Raw genomic sequence first — 26,937 nt, forward strand, 5'->3', positions numbered from 1 at the left:
TGTAGATGATTTCATTTTCTACACGCAATCAAATGACCATATTTAAGATCAGTACTAAGCCTAAACCGAGAACAGAAATAACAGATTCGAGTAAAGACCAAGTTAAGAAGGTCTCTTTAATTGTGAGACCGAAATACTCTTTAAACATCCAAAAGCCTGGATCATTCACATGAGAACAAAAGACGCTGCCCGCACCAATCGCGAGTACGACGAGTGACAAATTCACATCCATCGTTTGTAGGAGCGGCAATACAATACCGACTGAAGATATCGCAGCGACGGTTGTAGCGCCAATCGCAAGACGTAACATCGCAGCAGCTAGCCAAGCGAGAATGAGTGGCGACATTTCGGTACCTTGGAAAATGTCGGCAATCGCATCACCGACACCCCCATCGATCAGCACTTGTTTAAATGTACCACCACCGCCATTGATAAGTAACAACATCGCAATCGGTGTAATCGCATGGGTGATCGTATCCATGATGTCAGTCATTTTCTGTTTGCGTCGAATGCCCATCGTATAAATGGCAAAGAGTACGGCAATGAGCATCGCCGTTGTAGAAGAACCGATAAAGTAAATAAAGCCTTCAAAACCTTTTGCCTCACCTTCATTGTTACCAGTAACGAGTTGTACAACTGTTGATAGCAACATGAGTATGACAGGGCAAAGGGCCGTGAGTAAACTCATGCCAAAGCTAGGTGCAGTGCCTTCGTTTAGAGGTCCCTCAGCCTTCAGACTCTCTTGTTTGCCTGTTTTCGTAAAGGCACTCGGTGCTACGCGATAAGCAACTTTAGGGAACAAACTACCGACGATAATCGCGATTGGAAAACCGATAATAATCCCGTACAACAACACGTGTCCGATATTTGCATTGACCGCTTGTGAGATTGCGACAGGTCCTGGATGGGGTGGGAGAAAGCCGTGGGTCACAGCAATGGATGTCGCCATCGGTAAACCAACCTTGAGATTAGAGATATTTAATTTTTTCGCCAGTGTAAAGACGAGCGGGATCAGCAATACGAATGCGACTTCGAGAAAGAGTGAGATCCCGATGATAAATGAAGCGATGAGCATCGCCCATGTTACGTATTTCTCACCGAACTTCGCGATGAGCTTTTCAGCGATGACTGTCGCGCCACCGCCATCTGATAACAGCTTGCCTAACATAGAACCGAGACCTAAGATTAACGCGATATGCCCGAGTGTATCGCCCATCCCTTTTTCAACGGTATCGACAATTTTGTCTAGCGGCATGCCTAAAATGAGCCCCGTGATCATAGAAGTGATGATTAGCGCAATAAAGGTATTTAACTTCACGCCCATGATTAAAATGAGCAGAATGATAACGCCAATCAGCACACTGAGAAGAGGCCAGAATGCTTCCATATGGATGACTCCCTTCATGAGATTTGTGAGTGAAACCTAGGGTTGGGGTCCTGCTAATTTTGATTAAATATGACGACTACCCTGGTTCAGTTAACGCGCGTTTCTATATATTGATTTAAATTTAATTGATTAAAATATTTATTAAATGAGTTGTCTTTTTGAAATGAAGAGACGTATAAATAATAACATTTTTATTTTTATAATTAAATTGCTAATAAAGCAGAGAGGGCTTTTGCTCGTTCGATACTTTGTGAGATGAATGTTTATTTTACTGTTGAAAGCCCCAAAAATTTTCCCTTTTTACCCTAATTTTCCTTCAATATATTGTAATCGCATGACGCTCCACTCACATTTTCCACGACCTTCCAACATGCCGATGTTCACGTATCCCTATATCAAAAATACAATTCATATATTAATTAAACAGTAAAAGTTTAGTTGGTAAAAAGAAGTAAAAAAATAGGATTCTTTTAACTGATTTCTATGTTGCATTTAACAGTGAATTTACATAGTTCAGATACCATTGGATTGTAAGGCGTGTTATCGGAGGGGGTTTATATGAAAAGTATTAAATTTTTATGCTTATTGGTTATAAGCGTAATCATGCTCACTGCCTGTAATATCGGTGTACCCGAGGACAAAATTATCGTGTATACCAACTCTGGGAGTGAAGGTCGTGCAGAATGGTTAACGGACAAAGCAGAAGACGCTGGCTTTGATATTCAAGTAGTGCAAATGGGAGGAAATACGTTAGCAAACCGGTTGATAGCTGAGAAAAATAACCCCGTCGCCGATGTGACATACGGTATGTCACAAATGGACTGGCAAAAGGTTAAATCTCAAGATGGTCTCGTTCCATATACACCAAAATGGATAAAAGAAACAGATGATGACACACCTTTCGTCGATGAAGATCATTATTACAACCCACTTGTCGAACAACGTATCGTCCAAATCTACAATCAAGATGTATTTGATGAACAATCCGCACCACATACATTCAGTGATTTATGGGAGAAATCCAAATACAAAGGTAAATACGCAGTACCTGCATCACTCGGTGGCTTAACAGATAGAACATTAATCATGAGCGTACTCGCCCCTTATATTGATGAAGATGATCCCAATGCTGAATTAGGTGTGAAACCAGAAGGATGGGAAGCAGTCAAACAATACATAGAAAATGGCTACATTACACCTGAAGGCGAAGATTCAACACAAAACTTAGTCAGCAAAAAAGTACCCATCTCATATCAATTCTCATCTGGTTTACCTGGTGTTGAAGACGAGTTTGATTTTGAAGCGGGATTGGTCAAACCGAAAGAAGGTGTACCGACAACCATTGAATCTATCGGTATCATGAATAAAGGTAAAGATCATGATTATAGCAACACGAAAGCATTTATTGACTGGTTTGGATCTGCAGAAGTGCAAGAAGCGTGGGCGAAAGAATTCGGTACATATCCAACCAACGTCAACGCACGCGACGATATTAGTCCTTCTATGCAAAACATTATCGATCAAACACATCCACAAGATATCGATTACGACACAGTGAATAAATACATTGAGCAATGGGTCGAAAAAATAGAATTGGAATACTATTAAAGGAGCAAAATCATGATTGAATTTAGAGATATACAAGTTAAATTTGGGGATTTTGTAGCAATTGAACACTTAGATTTAGAAGTGAACGAAAATGAATTTTTCACGTTATTAGGGGCTTCAGGTTCTGGGAAATCTACGACATTAAATACATTATCCGGCTTTATCGAACCGTCACATGGACAAATTTTCCTAGATGGCAAAGACATTACAAAACAACCCGTACAAAAGAGAGAAGTCGGCATGGTCTTTCAAAACTATGCACTCTTCCCTTCATTAAATATTTACGAAAATATCGCATTTGGTTTAAGAATCCAGAAAAAAGATAAACAAACGATCGATGACAGAGTGAAAAGCTTAGCGAAAATGGTCGCGTTGGACGTCGACAAATTAGACAAAAACATTTCTGAGTTATCAGGCGGTCAACAACAACGTGTGGCGATTGCCAGAGGGTTAGCGCAAGAACCTAAAATCTTGCTCCTAGATGAACCACTTTCTAACTTAGATGCGAAATTGCGTAAACAATTGAGACGTGATTTAAAATCAATTCAAAATCAATATCATATCACAATGATTTACGTCACCCATGACCAAGACGAAGCGTTGAGCTTATCAGATCGCTTGGCCGTATTTAACAACGGTAAGATTGAACAAGTTGGGACACCGATGGAATTGTATAACAACCCTGCAACAGAGTATGTGAATAACTTCTTAGGAGAATCCAATGTCATAGAAAAACCCCTCATTGAAGAAATTAATTCACAAACAGGTAGCCAATTAAATCCTGATAAAGTGGGATACATTCGTGAAGAAAGAGTCACAAACGTAGTACGTAACGACGACAAACACGCACAAGTCGAAGCGACACTTGAAGATTATGAATTCTTAGGTAGCACGATTCGCTTTACGTTCGACTATAAAGGTAACAAGTTAAAAACCTTTGAAAAATCTGATTCCATTCAACAAGATGTAGACCTATCCAAAGGCAGTCAACATACACTTTATATGAATCCTGCAAACATTAAACAATTTGATTGAGGGGAGGGCTCAACATGGATCAAACGAAACGTTTTAACTTACCGCGTATTTTGATGTATCTCGTCATCGCCGTCATTATTTGGTTCATCATTTCATTCTTGATCATACCAAATGTTCAAATCTTGGCTACGACATTGTTTAAAGACGGTCATTTTTCAACGGAAGCATTAAATAAAATTATTAATTCCGGACGCGCATTAGAAAGTATTAAAAACAGCTTTATCTTAGCAATTTGTCTATCCATTACCGCAAATATCGTAGGGATTACTCTCGTATTATTGGTAGACTATTTTAAAATTTTTGGTTCAAAAGTATTATTTATCGGTTACTGTTCAACATTGATCTTCGGCGGCGTGATTCTAGCCAACGGTTATCAATATGTTTATGGTAAATCTGGTATCATCACGAACTTAGTATTACATTTCTTCCCAAATATGGACGTCGCTTGGTTCGAAGGGTTCTTCGGTGTCCTATTCACCATGACCTTTGCGACAACCTCACTCCATATGTTGTTACTACGCAGCGCTTTTAAAAACATCGACTACAATACGATTCAAGCCGCTCAAAACATGGGTGCGGGACACTTTAGAATCATCACAAAAATTATTCTTCCAGCACTGAATCCTTATCTCATTACGCTAACGATCTTGTTATTCCAACAAGGGTTAGGTGCAATGTCAGCACCACTGATCTTAGGTGGAAAAGACTTCCAAACGATCGCACCAATGATCTTAAACTTCACCAACAATCCAAACTCACGTGATTTAGCAGCGATTCTATCTATTATCTTAGGTATCGCACAACTGCTATTACTTTGTTTCGCATTGTACATGGAACGTAAATCACCGATACTCACAGGTTCAAAAGTTAAACAACGTTTCCAAAAACAAGACATTGCGAATCCAATCAACAAAGTACTACTAAACGTATTAGCTTGGGTTCTTTTCGTCATTTACTTACTACCACTCTTGTTGGTTGTATTATTCACATTCCTTCCAACAGACAACATTACGAGTGGGGAAATCGACTTGAAAGCACTGACATTCGATAACTACATAGAGGTCTTCAGTGAAATCAGTGCATTGAAACCATTCTTAACATCCATTGTTTACTCAGGATTAGCATCACTGATCGTTGTTGTGTTCATGATCTTTATCGTACAAATCATTAGAAAACATAACAACATTTGGTCAAATACCCTTGAAATGGTGCTTTACATTCCATGGATGTTACCAAGTATCTTATTCGCACTTGGTTTAATCTTAACTTACAGCACTCAAAAATTCTGGGTCGCTAATCAAGTGTTAATCGGAACGACATCCTTAATGTTGATCGCGTATATCATTATTAAAATACCGTTCACATTACGCATTGTTAAATCATCATTCTCAGGAGTCGACAACAACTTGGAAAATGCCGCTAAAAACTTAGGTGCAAGCAGCTGGTATACGTTCAAAAAAGTCATACTACCCGTCATCATCCCTGTCGCAGCTGCTGTGTTCGCACTGAACTTCAACGATTTACTCCAAGACTTTGAAGTGTCGTTATTCTTATACCATCCATTCTTTGAACCACTTGGTGTAACGATTTACAACACGTCTAACTCACCGCAAACAGCGAATGCACCAGCAATCAGTATGGTATACTCTGTCGCATTGATGCTGATTAATACAGTGGTATTCTACTTAGTATACGGCAGAGCAAATAAATTGGATCAATTCTAAAGAGGAGTGTACACCATGGCGCAATACAGAGAACGCTTAGACAAATTATTAAATCAAAATTCAAACTGTATCATCACTGCACATCAAGGCAGTGCAGGGGGTAATATCGGATATAATACCTTCAAAGCCCTCGAAAATGCGATCTACGCAGGGGCCCAATTTGTAGAATTTGATATTACGAAATCATTGGATGGGACCTTCTACATTTTTCATGAAAATGAAGAATTGATACGCTTGAAATATCCAGAACTGTTGAAAGCATCACACGATGATACGATTCAACAACTTCAACACTACAACATGAATAACAAGCCGATTGGTCCTGTCGAAACACTTGCGGAAATGATGGAAAATATGAAAAAACATCCGGAAATCATCATGCATGTGGATCACGTTTCTAAATGGAAAGGCGAAATTTTAGATGAATTAGATCAATATGAAGATCAAGCGTCACAATTTATCGTTAAGATTGATGCGAATAATGAAGAAGCGGTTGAAGCAGTGAGAAATCATGGTATTAAATTCATGACCATCGTCATCATCCGTAATAAAGAAGAATTAGAGCGCGTGCTTGAGCTCACATCAGAAATGAATGTAGTCGGCATTGAAATATTATTTGAATCCACAGACGAAAGTCATGTGCAACCAGATGCGATTCAAATGATTCATGATCATGACATGTTTGTGCTCATCAACAGTATTAAATTAGATAATGAAGAAGTACTCAGCGCACATGCCGATGATGAAGTGTCCATCTTTGAAGATCCTGACAAAGGTTGGGGCAAATTGCTCGATATCGGTTGCGATGCCATTCAAACCGATTGGGTCGCACAATTAAATAATTATTTATTGAAAAGAGAAGCAAAACGCGGATAAAACATCAATTTCTGGGGGAACGTTATGGCAACTTTACAAGATATCACAGATCAGGCACATGTCAGTGTCGGAACTGTATCGAGGATATTAAATAGAGACAACACCTTATCTGTCTCTGAAGCAACACGAGATAATGTGATACAAATCGCAAAAGATCTTGGTTATACGAAGAAAGCACGGAAAAATAAATCCATCCAAATCATCACGCACGCTAACAAAGTAAAAGAATATTACGATCCATATTATCGTGAATTAAACCAAGCGTTGATTGATGAAATCAAAAAGTTAAATTTAACCCTTCATGATGTCGTGTATGTCGAACCTGATTTCTCTTTTGATGTGTTAAACAAGATAGATCCGAACTGTGTGCTGATCGTGGTTGGACGGTTTACGAGGGCATCTCTTGAGGCGATGTACAAAGTTAATCCGAAGATGACGACCATCGATATGAAAGATGTGCCCAATTATATTAATAGTGTTTCTTATGATTTGTATGGGATGACTCAACAACTATTAGAACATTGCTGGTCTAAAGGCTTTAAAAAAATTAGCTTCTTTGGTGGCCATATCACAGAACGCGACATCATCAATGTGAAAAGTGTGCCAAATGACGACCCCCGTGAACAGTCCTATATTGCATGGTGCAAACAACACGATTTAGCTCCACACATTCAACTCGAAGGATGGACAATTGAATCTGGTATGTTAGCAATGAAGTATTTATTAGAAGAAAAAGATATCCCAGATGTTGTCCTAACCGCCAATGATATGTTAGCGATTGGTGCCGCACAGTACATTAAACATAGTGACATCAAAGTGCCAGAACAACTCTAGATTATCGGCATTAATAATGATGAGATGGCAGAAACCGTCTCCCCCTCCATAACGAGTTTATCGATACCAAAAGAAACCTTAGCCAAAGAAGCCATGCGCTTAGCTTATAAACATATTAAAGACAACGATAACCAAGCTTATCATATCTGCGTCAACATGGAATTGATTGAACGCGAAAGTGCTAGGCTTTAAACGTGTACTGTTGAGTTAGTCATTCCCGAAAACATCCCATATGATTAATTGAATATAGTTGAGTAGCGACGCTCTTCTTCAAAGTTATATTCAGTAGAATAAAACTTTGGAGGGGAGCACTTTTTATTGTGCAATCTAATTTGAAGGAACATATTTGTTATTCCAAAGAAACTCGAACAATCAAGCGGAGTAAAATAAAATTTTTTTAAATAACTTAATAAATATTTATAGAAAAAGAATTGTTTATGAATTATTAAAACATTTATAAAATATTATAACTGGATTAACTGTAAATTAATGAGAAGGTGTTACGTTATAACCGTAGTAGAAATTACTACAAAAATTTCTATAAGGGAGGTTCACATTCATGAAACAACTTAACGCTAAAGCAATGAGAGCAATCAGTGGCGGATATATTTCAGCTCCGTTCCATTTTGACGTTAGCAAATTCCCTTACATTGTTATGAAATAAACTTTTCAACGAAAAATCACTCTGAGTGAAAGTTAGTAATTTGCTTCATATCTTATTTATAGAATGAGGAGGTGAAAATCATGAAACAACTTAGTACAAAAGAATTAAAACAAGTTAATGGCGGTGGCGTTTGGCAAACAATTAAAAATGGCGCTAAAAAAGTAGGTAATGGAATTAAAGATATCGGCCATGGATTTTCAGAAGGATTAGATGGTTGGTAAACCATCATTAATAAAGCATACAAATGTAAAGGAGGGTTAAACATGAAAAAATTATCAACAAAAACATTAAAAGAAATCAACGGCGGAGATGTTTGGGAAGATGCAGGTTATGTTGTTGGAAAAGCCGTTAAAACAGGTGGCGGTTTAATTAAAAAAGGCTGGAACTTAGTAAGAGGTAAATAATTTCTTTTTTAAAATCTAAACCGGAGGTGAAAATCTATGAAACAACTTAGCAATAAAGCACTTAAAGCAGTAAATGGTGGAGCTAATGCCAATGAATGGGTTGGCCGCGGACTTGGAAAAGCTGCAGGTGCAGTTAGAAGCGCAGTGCGAGGAGTAAGACAAGCATTTAGTGAATAATTAATTGATATATGATTTTAATTAACGATTCAAAAATGTGTGAAAGAAGGGTGAAACCCATGAAACAACTTAACACAAAAGAATTAAACCAAGTAAGTGGTGGATCTTTTTATAGAGCTAGTCATCTAATTAACAAGGGCTTAAAATTTATGAAAGATCCAGGCAGATTTCTTCATAGATAATAAAGATTATAAATAAATCAATAGAGTTAGAATGATTTGAGCGGAGGAGACTCCGCTTTTTACTTTGAGTAAGATGGAAAGTCTTCAGTGAATTATAAAAATCCGACTATGAAATACTATATTTTATTCTACGATTTACTATTTAAGGAATAAGAGCGAAATCTTTTAATAAATTACGTTTTCTGTAAAAAAGAAAGTTGCTATAGAATGGCACAATTGAGAGCGTTAAGCAACATAATATATAATACAAAAAACTTAATTTGATATAAATACTTAATATATTTATAAAAAATTATCGAATGTTTAACGTTAAATTAATGAATGATTGCTACATTAGGATTATAACAAATTTTAGCTCTGAAAAGAAAACCATATTAATTAAAAAATAATGGTAAACTTACTACTTAATGAAGTAATTGAAACTTAACTTTTGTTATAGATGTCGATAGAAATCAATCCTCTTAAAAAATTTAGAAGCATTAAAAAATATAAGTGATAGAGTTTGAAACGTAAACTGACCATAATCAAAATAAATTATATTTAGGCGGAGAGTTCTCCGCTTACTTTAAAAAGGGGGGTATACATAATGAAATTTATCCATCAATATGATGAAAAAGACTGTGGTCCTACTTGCGTGGCGATGTTAGCCCAACATTTTGGAAAGCGGGTTTCCGTGCCACGATTGCGAGATTTGGCTAAAACGGACAAACTGGGTACGAACTTGTACGGTTTAGTTCATGCGGCAAAGGAGATTGGTCTGGAATTAACTGGTGTAGAAGTCGATTCGGTCGCTGAATTTGATAACGTAGAACTGCCAGTTATCGCACACATTATTAACCAACAAGGCTATGACCATTTCATCATTATTGAACAAATTAAAAATGGTGAACTGCATGTTGTCGATCCTGCTAAAGGAAAATATAAACTGACAGAAGCAGAATTTTTAGAAATGTGGACACATGTTGCTGTACTCGTTGAAAAAATGGACAGTTTTACTACTGAGAGTAGTGATCCATCGTATATGAGTATCTTCGGGGACATGTTTAAGAAGAATTATAAACGTGTCTTCGCAGTAGTTATCACCTCTATTTTTATTAATATTGTAGGGATTGTCAGCGCATTTTTCATTAAATATTTAACCGATGACATTATTCCATCGAACGTTTTAAGTCGTTTACATATTTTAGGGATAGCCATCCTTCTACTTTATATTATCAATATTGTTGTGACGTATGTGAGGTATCATTTGATTCTCAATATGAGTTTATCTATCGACCTCGATCTCATGAAACGCTATTTCCGACATGTGCTACATTTACCGATAAAGTTTTTTGATACACGGAAAAGTGGGGAGATCCTTCAAAGATTTATGGACATTTCTAAAATTCGTGAAGCGTTATCTTCATCAACCGTCACACATTATTTGTAGATACATTGATGATTATTGTCGGTGCGGTACTGTTGTTCATACAAAGTCCTTTGTTATTCTTAGTGACGCTCATCTTCATACCGGCTTTCATTCTTTGTAGTTATGCGTTGAAAAAAACAATTCACAACGTACATTTTGAAAGTTGCGGAAAATGATGCGGAACTCAGTTCACACTTAATTGAATCTTTTGAAGGTAATCAAACAATCAAAAGTTATCAATCTGAAGATGATGTCTATCAAAAAGGCGAAAAGAAATTCCACAATCTCATTACCAATGTCGCTAAGCTCGGGAAATTTTCCAACATACAATTGACGTTCAACAATTTCTTAAAAATCACAATTTCACTCGTCATTTTATGGTTTGGGAGTTATTTAGTCATGACAGACCAGCTTACACTAGGGAGTTTACTTTCATTCAATGCCCTAACGATCTATTACTTAGATCCGATTGAGCGTTTGATTAACATTCAACCGACCTTGCAATCTTCTATCGTCGCAGCTCGCCGTGTCGTAGAAATCATCAATTTAGATAACGAAGCAGATACGAATGACGCGACCGCTGATTATGAATTTAACCAACAAATTACGTTAAACCAAGTTGATTTTCAGTACAATTTCAGAAATACTGTGTTAAATCATGTGAGCTTGACTGTACCCAAAGGGACAAAAACGGCGATTGTTGGTGAAAGTGGTAGCGGTAAAACGACGATTGGTAAGCTGTTGAACAATTATTACCAAGCGAATGAAGGCACGGTTAAGATCGACAACCAACCGATTAATGAAATTGATCTTGCTTCATTACGTCAAAATATCGGATACGTTTCTCAAGATACCTTCCTCTTTGCGGATACTATTTTAAATAATCTGCTTCATGGCTGTAATGCGAAGAAAAGTATGGATGAAGTGGCTGAAGCATGCCAACTTGCTGAAGCATATGACTTTATCGAAATCCTTCCCCGACAATTTGACACGATGTTAGAACAAGGCGGCTCAAATTTATCTGGAGGTCAGGCGCAACGTGTCGCTTTAGCCCGCGCATTCTTGAAAGATCCTGACATCTATATCTTTGACGAAGCAACGAGTGCTTTAGATAGTATGACGGAATATCGTATTATGAACAACATTGATAGATTGGTCGAACAAGGCAAGACAGTCATTATTATTTCCCATAAACTCAGCACTGTAAAAAATGCCGATCGTATTTACACGTTGAAAGATGGTGAAGTCCTCGAACAAGGTACGCACAACGAATTGATTCAACACGATGGCGAATATTATCAGCTATGGGAACTACAAACAGAAGCAGTATAAAATTAGCGGATTAAAAACTGATATAATAATAAAATTTTTATAGTAAATTAATAAAAATTTTACATTAGAGTGTTAAGATGAAAATGTAGTTAGATAATACTACAATATTATAAAAAAAGGAGGTCATATAATGAGAAAATTGGGAAATACAGAATCAAAATTGGTTAACGGTGGAGGAAATATTGTAGTTGATGTGGCTTGGGAAGTAGTTAAGCAGATTCCTGATGTCGTAAAAGGTTACAATGAAACTAAAGATAAACCATTTTATTAAAATAATACATTAGAAAGGAGGAAATTCTTATGGAAAAATTAACTACCGAAGATGTTAAAGTAATTAATGGTGGTGGAGGAATTGGAGAAGCCATTGGGCGTTTTGCTGGAAGATTTAAACAATGTGTTACAGGTGCTCCTGATCATCCTGAAGCACATGGCTGTACTCAAATTGGTTTTAATTGTATAGAAGGAGCTGCCAACGGACATACAAAATAATTGTAGGAATTAGATTAAATATATTCTTTTCACATAGAGAAAAAATACTTATTTATAACGCCTCTTAGAATGATGCTTTGTAAAAATGGAAAACAGTGGTTAATTGTTAGATTATAACAATAACCACTGTTTTTTCGCTACATTTAAGTAGCTCGATAAACTTGTTTTACTTATATCTAAGACTATTAATGCATTTCTGTATTCTTATATTTCCTTAACCATGTTACGATAATTGTAACATTAAGTATGTATTACATATAAATTAATATGAAATTTAGTGCCAAAAACTTCACTAATAAAGAGAGTAATAGAGGAGGATGAATTAATAGAACCGCGTCAAATAGGGATGTTAACGACTTTTGTGTTATTATTAATTGGATTAATCATGTATAGTCGGACAACAAGCCCTAATATTTACATCACAGCTATATTCTCAATCATTTTATTAGTCATTGCCATCATCTTCGTGGCAGATATTTTAAAAGACAAAGCTAAAAGAAAATAAAAGTTCAAAGCAATCGCAAAAATTAAACAGATATTACTATTCGTAACATCAAACACAAATACTTAAAAATTCTAGGGTTAGCATCAAACTTCCTGAGCTAGCCTTTTTGATATCTCGTTTCCTTTATCTTTTTATAAAATCTCTATATAACAAGAAAGCTTCAACTCCATTTTTCCACATCAATAAAATAATGCTCACCTGTTTAATTATGATCTAAAATATAGTGTTAAATTTAATTGAAATTATTTATATTTCCACCACGTGAAGCGGTATATATATTATAATAAAGAGTAATCGGTATAAAGGTAGGGGAATGCGATGGCTAATCAAAGTGAGTCTACATTAGAGACGAAAATGATGGAACAGCTCGAATCCAATGGCTATGAAAATGTGAAGATTAAAACCGAACAACAATTGATGGATAACTTTCGCGCGATTTTAAACGAACGTCACGCAGATAAATTAGAGGGACAGCCATTAACAGATAAAGAATTTCAACGTCTATTAACGATGATAAATGGGAAAAGTATCTTCGAAAGTGCGCGTATTCTACGTGATAAATTACCATTGAAACGTGACGATGAATCAGAAGTTTATTTATCGTTTTTAGATACGAAACATTGGTGCAAGAACACTTTCCAAGTCACAAATCAAGTTGCGGTCGAAGATAAATATAAAGCGAGATATGATGTGACGATCTTGATTAATGGGTTGCCGCTCGTTCAAGTAGAATTAAAACGCCGTGGTGTGGATATAAATGAAGCGTTTAACCAAGTGATGCGTTATCGAAAACAAAACTATACTGGGTTATTCCGCTATATACAAATGTTTGTGATCAGTAATGGGATGGAAACGCGCTATATTTCAAACAACGACGGAGAAATCTTCAAGAGTCATATGTTTTACTGGAGTGATAAAGAAAATAAACGTATTAACACATTAAATGATTTTACGGATACGTTTTTAAGACCGTGCCAACTTGCGAAAATGGTCTCTCGTTATATGATTTTAAACGAAACGGATCGACTGCTCATGGCGATGCGTCCGTACCAAGTGCATGCGGTTGAAGCATTGATCAATCAGGCGACAGAAACCAATAACAATGGATACATCTGGCATACGACCGGCAGTGGTAAAACGCTCACTTCATTTAAAGCAAGCCAAATTTTAGCTGAACAACCAGATGTTAAAAAGGTAATCTTCCTCGTTGACCGTAAAGACTTGGATAGTCAAACGGAAGAAGAGTTCAACAAGTTTGCGAAGGGCGCTGTCGATAAGACGAATCATACGGCACAACTTGTGAAACAACTCAAGGATAAAAGTTTGCCACTCATCGTCACAACGATTCAAAAGATGGCGAAAGCAGTCTCAAATAATGCAGAAGCGTTAGAACAATATAAAACGGACAAAGTTGTCTTCATCATCGACGAATGTCACCGCAGTCAATTTGGTGATATGCATCGCATCGTTCGCCAACACTTCAACAACGCACAGTTCTTTGGCTTTACTGGTACACCTCGCTTTGAAGAAAATAAAAGTCAGGACGGGCGCAGTACTGCAGATATCTTTGGACGCTGTCTCCACACGTACTTGATTAAAGATGCGATTCATGACGGTAATGTACTAGGCTTTTCCGTTGATTACGCTCGGACGATTGATCCTAAATATAGATTGAGTGACGAAGATGAAATGGTGGCTGGCATCGATACAGAGGGTGTCATGTTGGCGGATAAACGCATTGAATTGATCGCGCGTCATATTACTGAAAACCATGACAAATATACGAGAAATCGCCAATATTCCGCTATCTTAACTGTTCAAAGTATCCCTGCCTTAATTAAATACTATGATATGTTTAAGAAAATTAGTGGCGATTATGAACATCCTTTGGTGGTTGCTGGGGTATACACTTATGGTGCGAATGAAAAAAATAAAGACACTTCTACTAATGCGACACATTCGAGAGATAAATTAGAAGAAATCATCGCGGATTATAATCAACAGTTTGATACGAACTTTAATACAGATCGTTTTTCAGAATACTTTAACCATATTTCAAAAACAGTGAAAAAAGGCGTTAAAGATAATAAAATTGATGTGTTAATCGTCGTTAATATGTTCTTAACTGGATTTGATAGTAAAGTGTTGAATACGCTCTATGTTGATAAAAATTTAAAACATCACGATTTGATTCAAGCTTATTCTCGTACGAACCGTGTAGAAAAAGAAACGAAACCATTTGGGAAAATCGTCAATTACCGTGATTTGAAGAAAAATACGGATGAAGCCCTCAAGTTATTCTCTCAAACGGATGACACAGATACTGTATTAATGAGAGGTTACGAAGAATATAAAGAAGAATTTAACGATGCATTAGCTGAATTAAAAGCCATCGCTTTGAAACCGCAAGACGTGGATGATATCCAAGATGAAAATGGTAAGAAAGCCTTTGTCGAAGCGTTCAGATTACTGTCTAAACTCGTGTTAAGATTGAAAGCCTTTGAAGAATTTGATTTTACAGAAGAACATATTGGCATGGATGAACAAGAATTTGCCGATTATAGAAGTAAATACTTTGCAATTTATGACGAAGTGAAAAAGAAACCCATTGATGTTGACGGTGGTAACCGTAAAGTATCCATCTTAGAAGATATCGACTTCGAAATTGAAATCATGCATAATGATATGATTAACGTGTCATATATTATGGAACTTGTGCGTAAAATTGATTTAAAAGATAAAGCGGAACAAAAACGTAACCGAGAACAAATTAGACGTATCTTAGATAATGCAGATGATCCGACATTGCGCTTGAAACGTGACTTGATTCAAGAATTTATCGATGAAGTTGTACCGAAGCTGAATGAAAATGATAGTATTGATGATGCATATGAATCATTTGAACAAATAAAACAAGAAAAAGATTTTGATCAATTTGCCGAAGCGGTTTATGTAGATGAACCCAAATTAAAATCTATCGCAGATTAGTATGGCTACAGTGGTATTGTAGACAATGAACAATTAAAAGAACTCGTCAGAGGTAAGAAATTAAAGGAAAGACGCCGAATCAAAAAAGCCGTTTCTTCCTTTGTAGAAGAAATGACAGATAAATATAGTGTTTAGCACATAGTATTAAAGGGAGCAGGTACTGGAAGGGTAACACTCCCTTTTATCACTGAAGCGGATAAGCATAGTTAGTGTTGTCCTATGAATTAAACAAATAAAACAATCTTCATTAGTTTTAGAAGAGGAGAATGATTAATGAATAGAAAAGTGAAATTAATTATTTTTGACTTAGATAATACGCTATTTCCTTTTGATGACTAATGGCTAAAATCTAATAGAAATACCTTTAAAGAATATAGTTTATTTAAAGGTATAAATTACACTGATTTTATGTCGTTATATAGAAAATATGATTTATATTTTTGGAAACAGCATGATGCAGGCATTATTACTTTAGATGAGTTACGAGAATTAAGGTTAATTAATACTTTAAAACATTTCGATTTAAACATCTCTCATAAAGAAGCAAATATATATTTCCAAACATTTTTTCAAATTGTTATCTAGTATAACTGTTAATAGAAAAATGAATGATTTACTTTTAGCCTTGAAAGAAAACGTAAACCTTGCAATTCTTACTAACGGCAAAGATGAAGAGCAGAATATTAAAATTGATAATCTCAATGTTAGATCACTATTTGAAGAAAATATTTTTATATCTCAAAATATAGGTTATGAAAAGCCAGATTCTCAAGCATTTTTAAATGTCACTTCTAAAATGCATACCCCTCCTGAAGAGTGCTTATTTATAGGAATTCTTTAAAAAATGATATTTTGGGAGCATTAGATGTTAATATGTTCGCCATTTGGTTAACTAATTCAAATAACAGTCAAGAAATTTATAAAAGAAATAATCTTTACGTTTGTGAAGGTAAAATAGAAGTTTTATTAAAACATCTCCTTGATAATACTATAAAGAATTTTTAATTAATAATTAATAGAATGTATTGCAAATACAGGGGTTATTCTGTCTTTTTCATACATTGCATAAGGAGGGGGATAAATGGAAATAAGAGAGTTAACATATTCAGACGTAGAACAATACTTCATATATATCAAAGAGTGGAGAAAATATGATGAAAAAATAATTCCTCAATCTTCTAATATAGAACACAAAAATTTCTATGACTATGTTGATTTTTTATATAATGAAAAGTTTAACTCAGAATGGGTTGAAAATGTTACTCTTTTTTGTTTTGAAAACAATGAAATATTAGGAGCTATTAATATTAGATATCATCTAAACAAAGACTTACTAAATGTTGGAGGGCATATTGGATACGGTGTTAAAAAGACTAAAAGAGGTATGGGAGTAGCAACAAAATTATTATCAAAAGGATTAGAAATTTTAAAATTGCGTGGATGTAATTATGCATTGTTAACTTGTGACTCAACAAATATTTCTTCACAAAAAGTTATAAATGAATTCAATCATCAAAAATTATCAAATTTTACAAATCCTGATGGTTGTATCACTTTTAGATACAAAATTTTATTGTAAAAGGTGTTATTATGATTAACAATAACCTGAGACTAGGGTCACTAACTTTTTTATACCCCTACAATTTATGGTATTAGTTAGCAGTATAGAAAAAACACTTGTACTCCATAAAGTTAAATTTCAGACCAGTTTTTGGAGTACATCACATAAAAGATTCCTTTAGAAATAATTATATTACCTTGGCTCTCTATTTAATTCTAGTTTTAATGACACTCATCGTTATTTTGACTTATCTATTTTGGGTATAAGGACAGATTTAATATTTAATACCTATATTTTCTATAATGTGATAGTAGGAAAGTTTGTCTACTAGTGTTTTTGTAGTTTTATTGGTTACCAAATATAAGTATAAAACTTTTTAAACTTTGTTGAAACAAACTAATAAATTAGCTACTCTAATATTGTGATATCTACTAACAACTTTTAATTTTTATCGTGATTAAACAAGAGGAGTGGAGTTAATGAAGTTTCGAATGATAGCAGTACCGGTATTAGCGCTAGGGGTATTAGCTGCTGGTTGTAATGATAATGAAGAGGTAGAAGGCGACGAAGATACGCAAGCGGAACAATCTCAACAGAGTGCAAGTAGTCAAACCGCTAAACTTCCTAATAAAGTCTTTCATAGTGATAAAGAAAATCAAAATTTAACTGAATCAGATATGAAAAAAAGCATCAAAACGTATCTAGATACAGATGAAAAAATAAATAGAGTAATTAATCCATATCTAGATAAGTTAGATGAGGAAGAAGATCATGATAAAAAAGAGGAAAAAGCATTTAAAAAAGCTGAAGATTTATTAGATGAAAACGATGAAAACTTTGAAAACTACATCGAAAATAATCAAGTACCTGAAGGTTATCAAAAGTATTCAAATAAAATTAGTGAATATATCAGTTCAGCACATGAATACGAGGAAGATGTGTTAGATATGTATGAGAAATATTCAGATGGTGAAACTCCTTCTAAAGCAGATTTGGATAAATTACATGAAAAAGATGATATCGTAAATGGTCGTGAACAAGAGAAAATTGAAAAATTCTTGGATGAAAAAGGGATTGAAACAATTAATTTCCAAAAATAAGGAAGAACGATTGTTATACTCAGACTAAAAATATCTTTAATTTTTATCGTGATTAAACAAGAGGAGTGGAGTTAATGAAGTTTCGTATGATAGCAGTACCGGTATTAGCACTAGGGGTATTAGCTGCTGGATGCAATGGTGAAGATGAAGTCGAAGGCGACGAAGATACGCAAGCAGAACAATCACAACAGAATGAAAATAATCAAACCGCTAAATTACCAAATAAGGTCTTTCATAGTGATAAAGAAAATGAAAATCTAACTGAAGCAGATATGAAAAAAAGCATCAAATCGTATCTAGATACAGATGAAAAAATTAATAGAGTTATAGAGCCATATTTCGATAAGTTGGATGGTGATGAAGAGCTTAGTAAAAAAGAGGAAAAAACCTTTAAAAAAGCTAGAAACTTAATAGATGAAAACGATGAAAACTTTGAAAACTATGTCGAAAATAATCAAATTCCAGAAGGTTATCAAAAATATGCGCCTAAAATCAGTGAATACATGCAAGCAGTTAATTCTGAAAAAGACGATGATGTGACTGATATGATAGAAGATGTTGTAGACGGTGATTTTCCTACTAAAAAAGAAGTTAAAGAAGCAAAAGACTATACAAGTAAAGCAAATGGTCGTGAACAAGAGAAAATTGAAAAATTCTTGGATAGAAAAGGCATTGAAACAATTAATTTTCAAAAATAATAAAGAAGCGATGGTTATACCTCAATGACGGTAATCATCGCTTTTATCATATTAATCGAGTTGTTGAAGGGTTTCTACCACAGAAACCATGTCATCATGGATTACTAAATCTGCGTTTCTGTCATAGGGTGTTACATCTTTATTGATAATGACTAGGTTTTGGCCTTCGAAGTTTGAAATTAATCCGGCTGCGGGTTGCACGACGAGAGAGCTTCCGAGCACAATCATCGTATCGGCTTGTTGGATTTTTTGAAGTGCGCTGAGTATCGTCGCTTGATCTAACATTTCTCCATACAGCACAATATCTGGTCGAATGTAACCCCCACATGTTTCACAGTGACGAAGTTGATGTTCGAGTACATATGCTTTCGTATATTGCTCGTTACAATTCATACAGTAAAATCGGTTGAGCGTCCCATGAAGTTCATCGACATGTTTATTACCGGCATCGGAATGCAGTCCGTCTATATTTTGCGTAATGACACCTAAAGATTGCTGATTTTCCTCTAATTCCGCAATCCAACGATGTACGATATTGGGTGCTTTATCTGCATGTAATAAATACTGATAACAGAAATCGATAAAACCTTCTGGATCTTGTTGTAAATAATCCGAACTGAGTAAATATTCGGGTTCGTAGCCGTGTTTTGCGACAGTATCATAAAGTCCTCCGATTGAACGGAAGTCAGGGATGCCGCTTGCGACAGAAATTCCAGCACCAGTGAAGAACACAATTTGCTCAGATTGATCAATGATTGATTTTAATGTTTCGACATCTTGTGGCACATCTTTCCCTCCCATAGTTTAATTATCACCTATATGTAAATCTCACTTATTTTTATATTGCCCATCCCTCATTTTATAAAACAAACTCACGCTTTTCACCTTCATTTTGAACATAAAAAAGAGTAGGATGCATGCGTTCATCCTACTCTGATAACGTTTCTTATATTTATCCAGCATCATGTGAAAAGTGCTTATCCAACATCTTGTGGAGTGAATTTTTCCCAATCACAAAGCGTGATAATGGGAAGTGTGATAATACAAAGGCCATACCTAAACTAAAGCCGAGCGTAAATAAGGTTAATAAGATTAAGAAAATCGATGGCACGCCAACGAATGAGGCAAGTGCTTTAGAAAGGTAACTGTTGACGAGTGGATGTGAAAGATAAATGAAAAAGGACACATCACTAATCAATAGTAATAGCGTAAACTTGTGTTTGCCGATCACTTGCATGAGATATAATACGAGCAAGAATGTAAAGACTTTATATAACAGTAAATCAAATCGATAAGATTTCACGTATGTCACATCAAAGAAGTGATACATAATGAAGATCCATAGAACAGATAAGGCCCACAGTCCACACAAAGGCCAAAGATGTCGTTTCACTGAACTCATGATACGTTCGTAATTTTTACCTAAATAATAGCCAAAGATAAAGTAAAAGATCCAAAATGGAAGGGCAGTACGATTATGGAATGGGTAGTATGTGTCCCACCATTGGAAATACGGTTCGTACGCATACGCGAGTAAGGAATGCGTTAAACTAATGAGGAATGAAATCACCAACATGATGAGGGGATTCGCTTTGTTTAAACATTTATAGAATAATGCATGTAAGATATAAAACTGAAAGATCACAATGATAAACCAGCCGTGCCAATTCCCATAGAGGACATTGTTGGTAAAGATTTCAAAGAACCCTTGTGATCCATCCGAATCTAAATAATTCATCAGTGAGAAAAATGTACCGATCAGTATGTATGGCATTAATATAAATTTGATTCTTTTAAGAAAGAAGTCATCGGGCAGCCCATTCGAGTACCGCATAGAGAGTAGAATCTCAGATAAGATAATAAAAGACGGAGTTGCGAATAATAAGAGTACCCTCAAGAACTCATAAAATGGGAGGCTCGCATCAGGGGTGTCTGCATCATTGAGTAGTCCCGGAAAGGAGTGGATGGCTACGATGGTGATACAGAAAAATGCCCGCGCATATGTAATTTCTATCTTTTTCTTCAATGACTTACCTCCTTTGCTTCAACTTCACTCCCTTAATCATGGTAGATTTTGTATTTAAGAAAATCAATAAAATATACCTTTATCAATATTAAGTGTTTGTAAATATATATTAATTAAATGTAAATAGCATCTATTGAAGCCGCACAATGAAGGGAATTGTCTTCGAAAGTCGACAATAAAAATACCACAGAACAGCAAGGACTATTCTGTGGTACATTACGATGGATGCGTGGGGAAATGCTCGAATAGTTAACGTACTTAATTCATCATCAAGACGATTTTATTGTTGAAGCGGTGCTTTAAGAAAGGGATAAAGCGAAATAAACCGAACGCACCCCAGCGATGACTAAAGTAATCAAAGTAATTAAACTCACATGCGACTTCCAGTTGTGATGGCTTAATCGCATTGAGTTGTCTGAGCGTATTGTATCCATATTTAAAAGGTGGATGAGACTTCAATTGAGACACGGATTTATGTTCTTTCGTATGTTTGGCGATTGTTTTAGAACAATGTTCTATCGCGAAGAGGAGATTGTGATCTTTGAACGCTTCACTGATTTGTTCTAACAACATCGCATTCGTTGCTTTGTCGAAATACATAAGAATCCCTTCAAAGATAAAGAGGATGTCTTGTGATTCATGATATATAGGATCTTGCTTAACTTGGCCAATCCAGTCAAAGTCTAGCATCGATTTGGCAATCATCTTATGGTAACGCGTCTCAGGGAAAAATGGCGCGCGCACTTCAATCGCTTCTGGTACATCTATATCAAACCAAGGGACGTCGTCGAGCTTCAATCGTTTATAACGCGTATCTAAACCACTCCCTATATTAATAATGAGTGGGTGTTTTGTATGTTCAATAAAATACTTTACGACTCTGTCTAGAATAAATGTACGTATACTAATGCCAATTTGAGACGATGGGGCTTGAGTAATTGTCGCAAAGGGATAATCTAATTGTTCAAAAATCGTTTTAGAATACGGATCATTGATGATAGGTTCTGAGTGGTCCGTTTCTACTGCTCTAGCGGCTAAAGGGATCAACATAGATTCAGGTATGCCATTTAATGTTTTCATAACTATACTCCTTGTGTTCATAATTTGAGTTCATTACATTTTATACTTGATTAATATGATCAGCTATATCATAAATGATACTACCTTCATATGTGAGCGTACAGAGTCATAGTTAGATTACCATTTCAAACTACTAAAATCATATATTTTTACAATTTTATTTTTAAGACGATAAAAAATGAGCCAGCGAATGGTTGCCTTGGCTCATTTTAGGAATAAAAGGTGGGATGCGCGTATGAAGAGATGAAGATGACTTACACATCTATTTCCTGGGAAATAGTGTCTTCAAACGCTTTGTCTGGATCCTCTGTCTTCATATCGATTAACCACTGATCAAAGGTGTCGTCATAGATTTTCTTTCCATCATGAATGAAAATGATTTGGCTCGTCGAATGATACAGATCTTGAAGTTGATGTGTTGAGATAAGTACGGTCTTGTCTTTCGCTAATGCTTTGAGTCGTTTAATGATTAACTTTCGAGAACGAGGGTCTACCCCACTTGTCGGTTCGTCGAATAAATACAATTTACGATTGAGCGCAGAGAGTAACGTGATGTATAGCCACTTCTTTTCACCTTCAGACATTTTACCGATTGAAAGATGACTGAGATGGTCGAGTTTGTCCAGTTCTTTCGGCTCTAAATCTTGCTTGATTTTATCATCGAATTGAGCGCACTCTTTAGCAGACCCCATATGTTTAATGAGTTGAATAATATCTTGGCCCGTAGTGTAAGACGTAAAAAACATGTTTTGTGTCATATAGATCATGTCACGCTGTGGTGGGAGTTGATGTAATGCATCCACCTTGTGCATGCCAGCCATACAGTCCATGAGCGTTGTTTTTCCAGCCCCATTTTCACCGACCAATACGTTAAGCACGCCTGGCGAAAGTTTAAAACTAATATTTTTTAATGCTGGATAGGTCGTTTTCTTATATTTAAAAGTCATGTCATTGATTTCATACATAGCGAGCACCTCATGTTCTTTGGACTTTCGAATTAATATCTAATTTTAAGAGTGAAAATAGACCAATGATTAAATAAACGGCGTAGACACTCAAGAGTGGTAATAAGGGATGTGTGTGAATCTGACCGATGACGAGGGATAATTCTCTGAAGTAATACAACGGATTGAGCCACTCGAAACCGCCGAATTGATTGCTGGAATTAGCGGTAAGGATGAAGAGCACGATTGTGATAATATTGAGAATCGTCGACACGGATTCAGCTTTCACAGGAATAAATGCGATGATTAAAAACGCAGGTGCTAATGGGACGATGGCGATAAAGTAAAGCAACATATTGATAAATATTCGAAGTGAAAATACATCTAATATGAAGCCCATAACGACCGTCAACAGAGTCAACGAAATTAATCCGACAATGAGCTGTGCGATAATAATCGATAATACAAATGGGTGTTTCTTTCCTGAAATGGAAAAGAACGTTTTTAATAAACCGTGTTGTCTAATGGTTGCAAAATAAGAACCTACACCATTTACGAAGATCATTACGATGGAAAACGCCCAATAAACATAAAGAAATTCGAGCTTTTGCGTGTTGGTTTCAAATTGATTTTGAAGCGGCAAATAAGTGATTAACGACAGAACCAATGGAAAAAGAATGGTCCAAAATAACGAGATCTTATCTTTTGAAAGCATCTTCACGTAATAGTTGAAAAAAGCGAGTGTTTGTCTCATAAAATCCTCCTTATCGTGGCAGTTTCGTCTTGCTTGTGAAGGACAAATTAGCCGGTGATGATAGATACACTTACTTTCTTTGGTAAGATTTTTGTAAAATATGTAGTGAATGTGAGATCGTTTATTTATTTATGTACTGAAATCCAATATGATAAAGAAAATAAGATAATTTAAATATATTGTAATATTCAGAAAATGTGAAGTGCTTTTTTAAATAAACGTAGGAAATCTCTCTGCAACTAAGCTCATTTTTAATTAAACGGCATAAACATGTTACGATATGGGTGAAATATGTTGTAGAGGATGAAGGTAGTCTATAGTAAACTTAAATTGCGTTATTACACATAGGAGGCTCCTGAAATGCATAAAATGAAGTTACTTGTTGTGGGGTTGTGTCTGGGTTTAGCAGCGTGTGGTACACAAAATGATACAGAGCAATCTGAGGATAAAAATCAAAAATCAAATACGGAACAAGTGAAACAGGAACCTGAACATCACAAAGAAGTGAAAGACGGTGTGACATATGTTGATGATATCTTAATTGTGAACGCCGACCATCCGTTGCCTGAAGATTACAATCCAGGTGAAGACACGAAAGCGAAAAAAGCGTTAAATCAACTGTTAGAGGATGGTAATCAAGAGGGTTTAAACTTATTCATTACAAGCGGATTTAGAAGCTATCAATATCAAGAACAAGTCTTTAATGAATATGTCCAACGAGATGGCAAAGCAGCTGCCAAAAAATATAGCGCAGAACCCGGTACCTCAGAACATCAATCCGGCTTAGCGTTCGATATTGGTTCACAAGATGCACCGAATAACTTTGATCAATCCTTTGGAGAAACGAACGCGGGTAAATGGATCAAAAATCATGCGCATGAGTACGGATTTATAGTGAGATATCCTGAAGGTAAAGAAGACATCACAGGATACCAATACGAACCATGGCATCTCAGATATGTCGGTAAATCAGATGCAGAAAAAATTAAAGAATCTGGCAAAGCCTTAGAAGAATATGTCGGTTTGGATGAAGAAGATAAAGAGAAATAATGTTTCGCAGAATAAAATAGCGCATATAAAAAAGCCATTAAGTGAACGAATCACTTAATGGCTTAATGCGTTGCATCAACTAGATATATCGTTAATGACGTGTAGCCTGTCCCTTATTCTTATTTTAAGAAGTCTGGGTTGTTGTATGGGATACCGTCTGAATAGTCGTAGAAGCCTTTTCCTTCGTTGATACCAGTTTCGCCTTTATCAATTTTTTCTTGAAGAAGATCAACGATTTTTTTATCTGTTTCATCGTTTGTTTGTTCGTATTCAGCTTCTTTAATATTTTTAGTTGTGTTTAATCCAACATTATCGATGATACCGAATGGTCCCATTGGTGCGCCAGTTGCGATCATCCATGTTTTGTCGATCAATTCTGGTTCAGCAACGCCGCGTGCATTTAAGTCTAATCCTGCGTTTAAGAATGGAACAAGTAATGTGTTTAAGATATAACCAGGTTGTTCTCTTCTTACAGGAAGGACAACTAAGTGGATGTCGCGGGCAAATGCGAGTAATTTGTTGTAAGTGTCGTCAGTTGTTTTAGAACCAGGCATTACTTCACCAGTGTTGTTTTTCCAAACGTGATTAGCGAAGTGAAGGGCACCGAATTGTTCTGGGCGACCTGTATCTTCTTCGAAATCACTTGGTTTTAATGTTGAAGTATTTGAAGCGATGATTGTTTTTTCTGGTACAACGTCGCGAAGATCGCTGTAGAATGAACGTTTGATTTTAATGTTTTCTGGTACAACTTCGATGACTAAGTCTGCATCTTTCACTGCTTCTTGTAAGTCAGAGAAGAATGAAATGCGTCCTTCGATTTCATCTACGTCGCTGTCAGATGCGTTCATATCATCTTTGTATTGAGGTTTGATGTTGCTTACGCGGTTTTTTGCTGCTTCAACTGCTTCATCGCTGATATCGTAAAGTGATACATTGAAGCCACCTGTAGCAACTTGGAATGCGATTTGGCTACCAAGTACACCGCCACCTGCAACAGTGACATTGTTGAAGCCGTGAGTTAAATTGCAAATTTCTTCAGGATTGTTGAAGAAATCTTCTTGTTCGAAGAGTGGGTTAGGATATTTGTAGAATCCTTCACCAGCAGCTTTCCCTGTTTTACCATCGTCAATACGTTCTTGGAGTTTATCCATGTATTTTTTTTGCCAATCTTTTTGGTCTTTTTCGTAATCGTTTTTCACGATGTTAAGGCTTGTGTTAAGACCGATAGTATCGAGGGCACTGAATGGTCCGAATTCTGAATTTGTCGCTTTCATCCATGTTTTATCAATTGTATGTGGATCTGCGATATCGTCAACGAATAAGTATTCACCGGCATGTAAGTAAGGTACGAGTAATGAGTTTTGGATGTATCCAGGTTGTTCTTTTTTAATAGGGATAGAAACCATACCCATTGCTTCAGCGAAATCAACGACAGTGTTGTAAGTTTCTTCTGAAGTATCTTCTGTACCCATCACTTCTGCAGTGTTGAAGTTCCATACTTCGTTTGCGAAGTGAAGTGCTAAGAAGCGATCTTCACGTTTAGTTGCTTCTTTGAAATCACTTGGAGTTAATGTAGAAGTGTTTGTAGCGAAGATTGTATTTTCAGGTGCTACATCTGCAAGACTTGTGTAGAAGTCTGTTTTGATATCAAGTGTTTCAGGGATTGCTTCAATGACGATGTCTGCTTGAGATACAGCATCTTCAAGTTCAGAAGTCAATTGAATAGAATCATATGTTTTGTCGACTTTATCTTGAGAAGCATCTAAATCTTCTTTATATCTGTCTTTTAAAGATTCAAGATTTTTACTTGCTTTGTCGATAGCATCATCACTGATGTCGTAAAGAGTGACATCGAAATCGTGAAAAGCGGCTTGGAATGCGATTTGGCTACCAAGTACGCCACCACCGGCAACTGTAACGTTTTTAATATCCATAATAACTAACCCTCTTTCCCAAATATTTAAATATTAAATAAGACAAAAAGAATAAACCTTTACGGTATAACTATAGTATACAGCTCTTAATTAAGATAGTCTACCAAAAAACTTGTTATATATTTCACAAACTAAATTAAATAATTTTTTATTTTGCTAGGGAGTAAATATGAATTG

25 protein-coding genes and 2 pseudogenes are annotated in these 26,937 nt (G+C 35.8%); 20 read left to right on the plus strand and 7 right to left on the minus strand.

Annotation, left to right across the window (positions count from 1 at the left end):
* Nucleotides 1–28 precede the first annotated feature (28 nt).
* A complete protein-coding gene (locus APS80_RS00230) occupies nt 29–1,387 on the minus strand; it encodes a gluconate:H+ symporter (RefSeq protein WP_059106278.1) in 1,359 nt (452 codons plus the stop codon).
* A gap of 558 nt (nt 1,388–1,945) precedes the next feature.
* On the opposite strand from APS80_RS00230, the gene APS80_RS00235 reads away from it, so the two are divergent.
* From APS80_RS00235 to APS80_RS00290, 19 genes and pseudogenes are all read left to right on the plus strand, one after another.
* Nucleotides 1,946–2,995, plus strand: a complete 1,050-nt coding sequence (locus APS80_RS00235) for an extracellular solute-binding protein (RefSeq protein WP_059106279.1) — start codon at nt 1,946–1,948, stop codon at nt 2,993–2,995.
* Between the two features lie 12 nt (nt 2,996–3,007).
* Entirely contained in the window at nt 3,008–4,030 is a 1,023-nt protein-coding gene (locus tag APS80_RS00240) for an ABC transporter ATP-binding protein (protein WP_059106280.1), read from the plus strand.
* Between the two features lie 14 nt (nt 4,031–4,044).
* Nucleotides 4,045–5,754, plus strand: coding sequence for an ABC transporter permease (locus APS80_RS00245; RefSeq protein WP_059106281.1), 1,710 nt, complete (start codon nt 4,045–4,047; stop codon nt 5,752–5,754).
* Nucleotides 5,755–5,769: 15 nt separating this feature from the next.
* Complete coding sequence (locus APS80_RS00250) at nt 5,770–6,630, plus strand: glycerophosphodiester phosphodiesterase family protein (protein WP_059106282.1); 861 nt, start codon at nt 5,770–5,772, stop codon at nt 6,628–6,630.
* Nucleotides 6,631–6,654: 24 nt separating this feature from the next.
* Nucleotides 6,655–7,656, plus strand: a pseudogene (locus APS80_RS00255) (substrate-binding domain-containing protein).
* A 552-nt stretch (nt 7,657–8,208) separates the two neighbouring features.
* Nucleotides 8,209–8,349: a bacteriocin gene (locus tag APS80_RS10490; protein WP_083498130.1), complete on the plus strand. Its 141-nt coding sequence runs from the start codon at nt 8,209–8,211 to the stop codon at nt 8,347–8,349.
* 42 nt (nt 8,350–8,391) lie between these two features.
* Nucleotides 8,392–8,532, plus strand: coding sequence for a bacteriocin (locus tag APS80_RS10670; RefSeq protein WP_111724827.1), 141 nt, complete (start codon nt 8,392–8,394; stop codon nt 8,530–8,532).
* Between the two features lie 36 nt (nt 8,533–8,568).
* A complete protein-coding gene (locus APS80_RS10675; protein WP_111724828.1) occupies nt 8,569–8,709 on the plus strand; it encodes a bacteriocin in 141 nt (46 codons plus the stop codon).
* 59 nt (nt 8,710–8,768) lie between these two features.
* Entirely contained in the window at nt 8,769–8,891 is a 123-nt protein-coding gene (locus tag APS80_RS11150) for a bacteriocin (RefSeq protein ID WP_169791240.1), read from the plus strand.
* A 586-nt stretch (nt 8,892–9,477) separates the two neighbouring features.
* On the plus strand, nt 9,478–10,320 hold the full coding sequence (locus APS80_RS10925) for a cysteine peptidase family C39 domain-containing protein (RefSeq protein ID WP_232234377.1): 843 nt from the start codon (nt 9,478–9,480) through the stop codon (nt 10,318–10,320).
* Between the two features lie 135 nt (nt 10,321–10,455).
* Nucleotides 10,456–11,631, plus strand: coding sequence for an ABC transporter ATP-binding protein (locus APS80_RS10930; RefSeq protein WP_232234376.1), 1,176 nt, complete (start codon nt 10,456–10,458; stop codon nt 11,629–11,631).
* Between the two features lie 130 nt (nt 11,632–11,761).
* On the plus strand, nt 11,762–11,902 hold the full coding sequence (locus APS80_RS10680; RefSeq protein WP_157064342.1) for a hypothetical protein: 141 nt from the start codon (nt 11,762–11,764) through the stop codon (nt 11,900–11,902).
* Between the two features lie 29 nt (nt 11,903–11,931).
* Nucleotides 11,932–12,120 (plus strand): hypothetical protein, encoded by a 189-nt coding sequence (locus tag APS80_RS00265; RefSeq protein ID WP_059106284.1) that lies wholly within the window; start codon nt 11,932–11,934, stop codon nt 12,118–12,120.
* Nucleotides 12,121–12,466: 346 nt separating this feature from the next.
* The gene (locus APS80_RS10685; RefSeq protein WP_169791241.1) at nt 12,467–12,625 is read left to right on the plus strand and encodes a hypothetical protein; all 159 of its coding nucleotides are present in this window, start codon (nt 12,467–12,469) and stop codon (nt 12,623–12,625) included.
* A 318-nt stretch (nt 12,626–12,943) separates the two neighbouring features.
* Nucleotides 12,944–15,748, plus strand: a pseudogene (locus tag APS80_RS00270) (type I restriction endonuclease subunit R).
* A 469-nt stretch (nt 15,749–16,217) separates the two neighbouring features.
* On the plus strand, nt 16,218–16,454 hold the full coding sequence (locus APS80_RS10935; protein ID WP_232234375.1) for an HAD family hydrolase: 237 nt from the start codon (nt 16,218–16,220) through the stop codon (nt 16,452–16,454).
* A gap of 240 nt (nt 16,455–16,694) precedes the next feature.
* Nucleotides 16,695–17,192 carry a GNAT family N-acetyltransferase gene (locus tag APS80_RS00280; protein WP_059106286.1) on the plus strand — a complete coding sequence of 166 codons (498 nt, stop codon included), beginning with the start codon at nt 16,695–16,697 and terminating at the stop codon, nt 17,190–17,192.
* A gap of 461 nt (nt 17,193–17,653) precedes the next feature.
* Nucleotides 17,654–18,274, plus strand: a complete 621-nt coding sequence (locus tag APS80_RS00285) for an NDxxF motif lipoprotein (RefSeq protein ID WP_059106287.1) — start codon at nt 17,654–17,656, stop codon at nt 18,272–18,274.
* Nucleotides 18,275–18,348: 74 nt separating this feature from the next.
* The gene (locus tag APS80_RS00290; RefSeq protein ID WP_059106288.1) at nt 18,349–18,972 is read left to right on the plus strand and encodes an NDxxF motif lipoprotein; all 624 of its coding nucleotides are present in this window, start codon (nt 18,349–18,351) and stop codon (nt 18,970–18,972) included.
* A 51-nt stretch (nt 18,973–19,023) separates the two neighbouring features.
* Here APS80_RS00290 and APS80_RS00295 read toward each other — a convergent pair whose 3' ends face one another.
* The 5 genes from APS80_RS00295 to APS80_RS00315 all read right to left on the minus strand — a co-directional run bounded on the left by APS80_RS00295 (nt 19,024) and on the right by APS80_RS00315 (nt 23,776).
* Nucleotides 19,024–19,758: an NAD-dependent protein deacylase gene (locus APS80_RS00295; RefSeq protein ID WP_370688039.1), complete on the minus strand. Its 735-nt coding sequence runs from the start codon at nt 19,756–19,758 to the stop codon at nt 19,024–19,026.
* Nucleotides 19,759–19,924: 166 nt separating this feature from the next.
* Nucleotides 19,925–20,998, minus strand: a complete 1,074-nt coding sequence (locus tag APS80_RS00300) for an acyltransferase family protein (RefSeq protein WP_059106290.1) — start codon at nt 20,996–20,998, stop codon at nt 19,925–19,927.
* Between the two features lie 258 nt (nt 20,999–21,256).
* Nucleotides 21,257–22,078 (minus strand): class I SAM-dependent methyltransferase, encoded by an 822-nt coding sequence (locus tag APS80_RS00305; RefSeq protein WP_059106291.1) that lies wholly within the window; start codon nt 22,076–22,078, stop codon nt 21,257–21,259.
* A 254-nt stretch (nt 22,079–22,332) separates the two neighbouring features.
* Entirely contained in the window at nt 22,333–23,025 is a 693-nt protein-coding gene (locus APS80_RS00310; protein ID WP_169791242.1) for an AAA family ATPase, read from the minus strand.
* 28 nt (nt 23,026–23,053) lie between these two features.
* The gene (locus tag APS80_RS00315) at nt 23,054–23,776 is read right to left on the minus strand and encodes a hypothetical protein (protein WP_059106293.1); all 723 of its coding nucleotides are present in this window, start codon (nt 23,774–23,776) and stop codon (nt 23,054–23,056) included.
* A gap of 360 nt (nt 23,777–24,136) precedes the next feature.
* On the opposite strand from APS80_RS00315, the gene APS80_RS00320 reads away from it, so the two are divergent.
* Nucleotides 24,137–24,826, plus strand: a complete 690-nt coding sequence (locus APS80_RS00320; protein ID WP_059106294.1) for a M15 family metallopeptidase — start codon at nt 24,137–24,139, stop codon at nt 24,824–24,826.
* Between the two features lie 119 nt (nt 24,827–24,945).
* Here the strand turns inward: APS80_RS00320 and APS80_RS11120 are convergent, their stop codons facing one another.
* Entirely contained in the window at nt 24,946–26,760 is a 1,815-nt protein-coding gene (locus APS80_RS11120) for a 3-hydroxyacyl-CoA dehydrogenase (RefSeq protein ID WP_059106295.1), read from the minus strand.
* Nucleotides 26,761–26,937: the final 177 nt, after the last annotated feature.

Source organism: Staphylococcus auricularis, assembly GCF_001500315.1.
GTDB classification, from domain to species: Bacteria; Bacillota; Bacilli; order Staphylococcales; family Staphylococcaceae; genus Staphylococcus; species Staphylococcus auricularis.

Coding starts and splice junctions, on each gene's coding strand:
- APS80_RS00290 (WP_059106288.1), top strand. CDS start 18,349: ATGAAGTTTCGTATGATAGCAGTACCGGTATTAGCACTAGGGGTATTA.
- APS80_RS00235 (WP_059106279.1), top strand. CDS start 1,946: ATGAAAAGTATTAAATTTTTATGCTTATTGGTTATAAGCGTAATCATG.
- APS80_RS10675 (WP_111724828.1), top strand. CDS start 8,569: ATGAAACAACTTAGCAATAAAGCACTTAAAGCAGTAAATGGTGGAGCT.
- APS80_RS00305 (WP_059106291.1), bottom strand. CDS start 22,078: ATGAAAACATTAAATGGCATACCTGAATCTATGTTGATCCCTTTAGCC.
- APS80_RS00280 (WP_059106286.1), top strand. CDS start 16,695: ATGGAAATAAGAGAGTTAACATATTCAGACGTAGAACAATACTTCATA.
- APS80_RS00230 (WP_059106278.1), bottom strand. CDS start 1,387: ATGGAAGCATTCTGGCCTCTTCTCAGTGTGCTGATTGGCGTTATCATT.
- APS80_RS00310 (WP_169791242.1), bottom strand. CDS start 23,025: ATGACTTTTAAATATAAGAAAACGACCTATCCAGCATTAAAAAATATT.
- APS80_RS00240 (WP_059106280.1), top strand. CDS start 3,008: ATGATTGAATTTAGAGATATACAAGTTAAATTTGGGGATTTTGTAGCA.
- APS80_RS00315 (WP_059106293.1), bottom strand. CDS start 23,776: ATGAGACAAACACTCGCTTTTTTCAACTATTACGTGAAGATGCTTTCA.
- APS80_RS00245 (WP_059106281.1), top strand. CDS start 4,045: ATGGATCAAACGAAACGTTTTAACTTACCGCGTATTTTGATGTATCTC.
- APS80_RS00285 (WP_059106287.1), top strand. CDS start 17,654: ATGAAGTTTCGAATGATAGCAGTACCGGTATTAGCGCTAGGGGTATTA.
- APS80_RS10490 (WP_083498130.1), top strand. CDS start 8,209: ATGAAACAACTTAGTACAAAAGAATTAAAACAAGTTAATGGCGGTGGC.
- APS80_RS10670 (WP_111724827.1), top strand. CDS start 8,392: ATGAAAAAATTATCAACAAAAACATTAAAAGAAATCAACGGCGGAGAT.
- APS80_RS00320 (WP_059106294.1), top strand. CDS start 24,137: ATGCATAAAATGAAGTTACTTGTTGTGGGGTTGTGTCTGGGTTTAGCA.
- APS80_RS11150 (WP_169791240.1), top strand. CDS start 8,769: ATGAAACAACTTAACACAAAAGAATTAAACCAAGTAAGTGGTGGATCT.
- APS80_RS00265 (WP_059106284.1), top strand. CDS start 11,932: ATGGAAAAATTAACTACCGAAGATGTTAAAGTAATTAATGGTGGTGGA.
- APS80_RS00250 (WP_059106282.1), top strand. CDS start 5,770: ATGGCGCAATACAGAGAACGCTTAGACAAATTATTAAATCAAAATTCA.
- APS80_RS10680 (WP_157064342.1), top strand. CDS start 11,762: ATGAGAAAATTGGGAAATACAGAATCAAAATTGGTTAACGGTGGAGGA.
- APS80_RS10685 (WP_169791241.1), top strand. CDS start 12,467: ATGTTAACGACTTTTGTGTTATTATTAATTGGATTAATCATGTATAGT.
- APS80_RS10935 (WP_232234375.1), top strand. CDS start 16,218: ATGAATGATTTACTTTTAGCCTTGAAAGAAAACGTAAACCTTGCAATT.
- APS80_RS11120 (WP_059106295.1), bottom strand. CDS start 26,760: ATGGATATTAAAAACGTTACAGTTGCCGGTGGTGGCGTACTTGGTAGC.
- APS80_RS10925 (WP_232234377.1), top strand. CDS start 9,478: ATGAAATTTATCCATCAATATGATGAAAAAGACTGTGGTCCTACTTGC.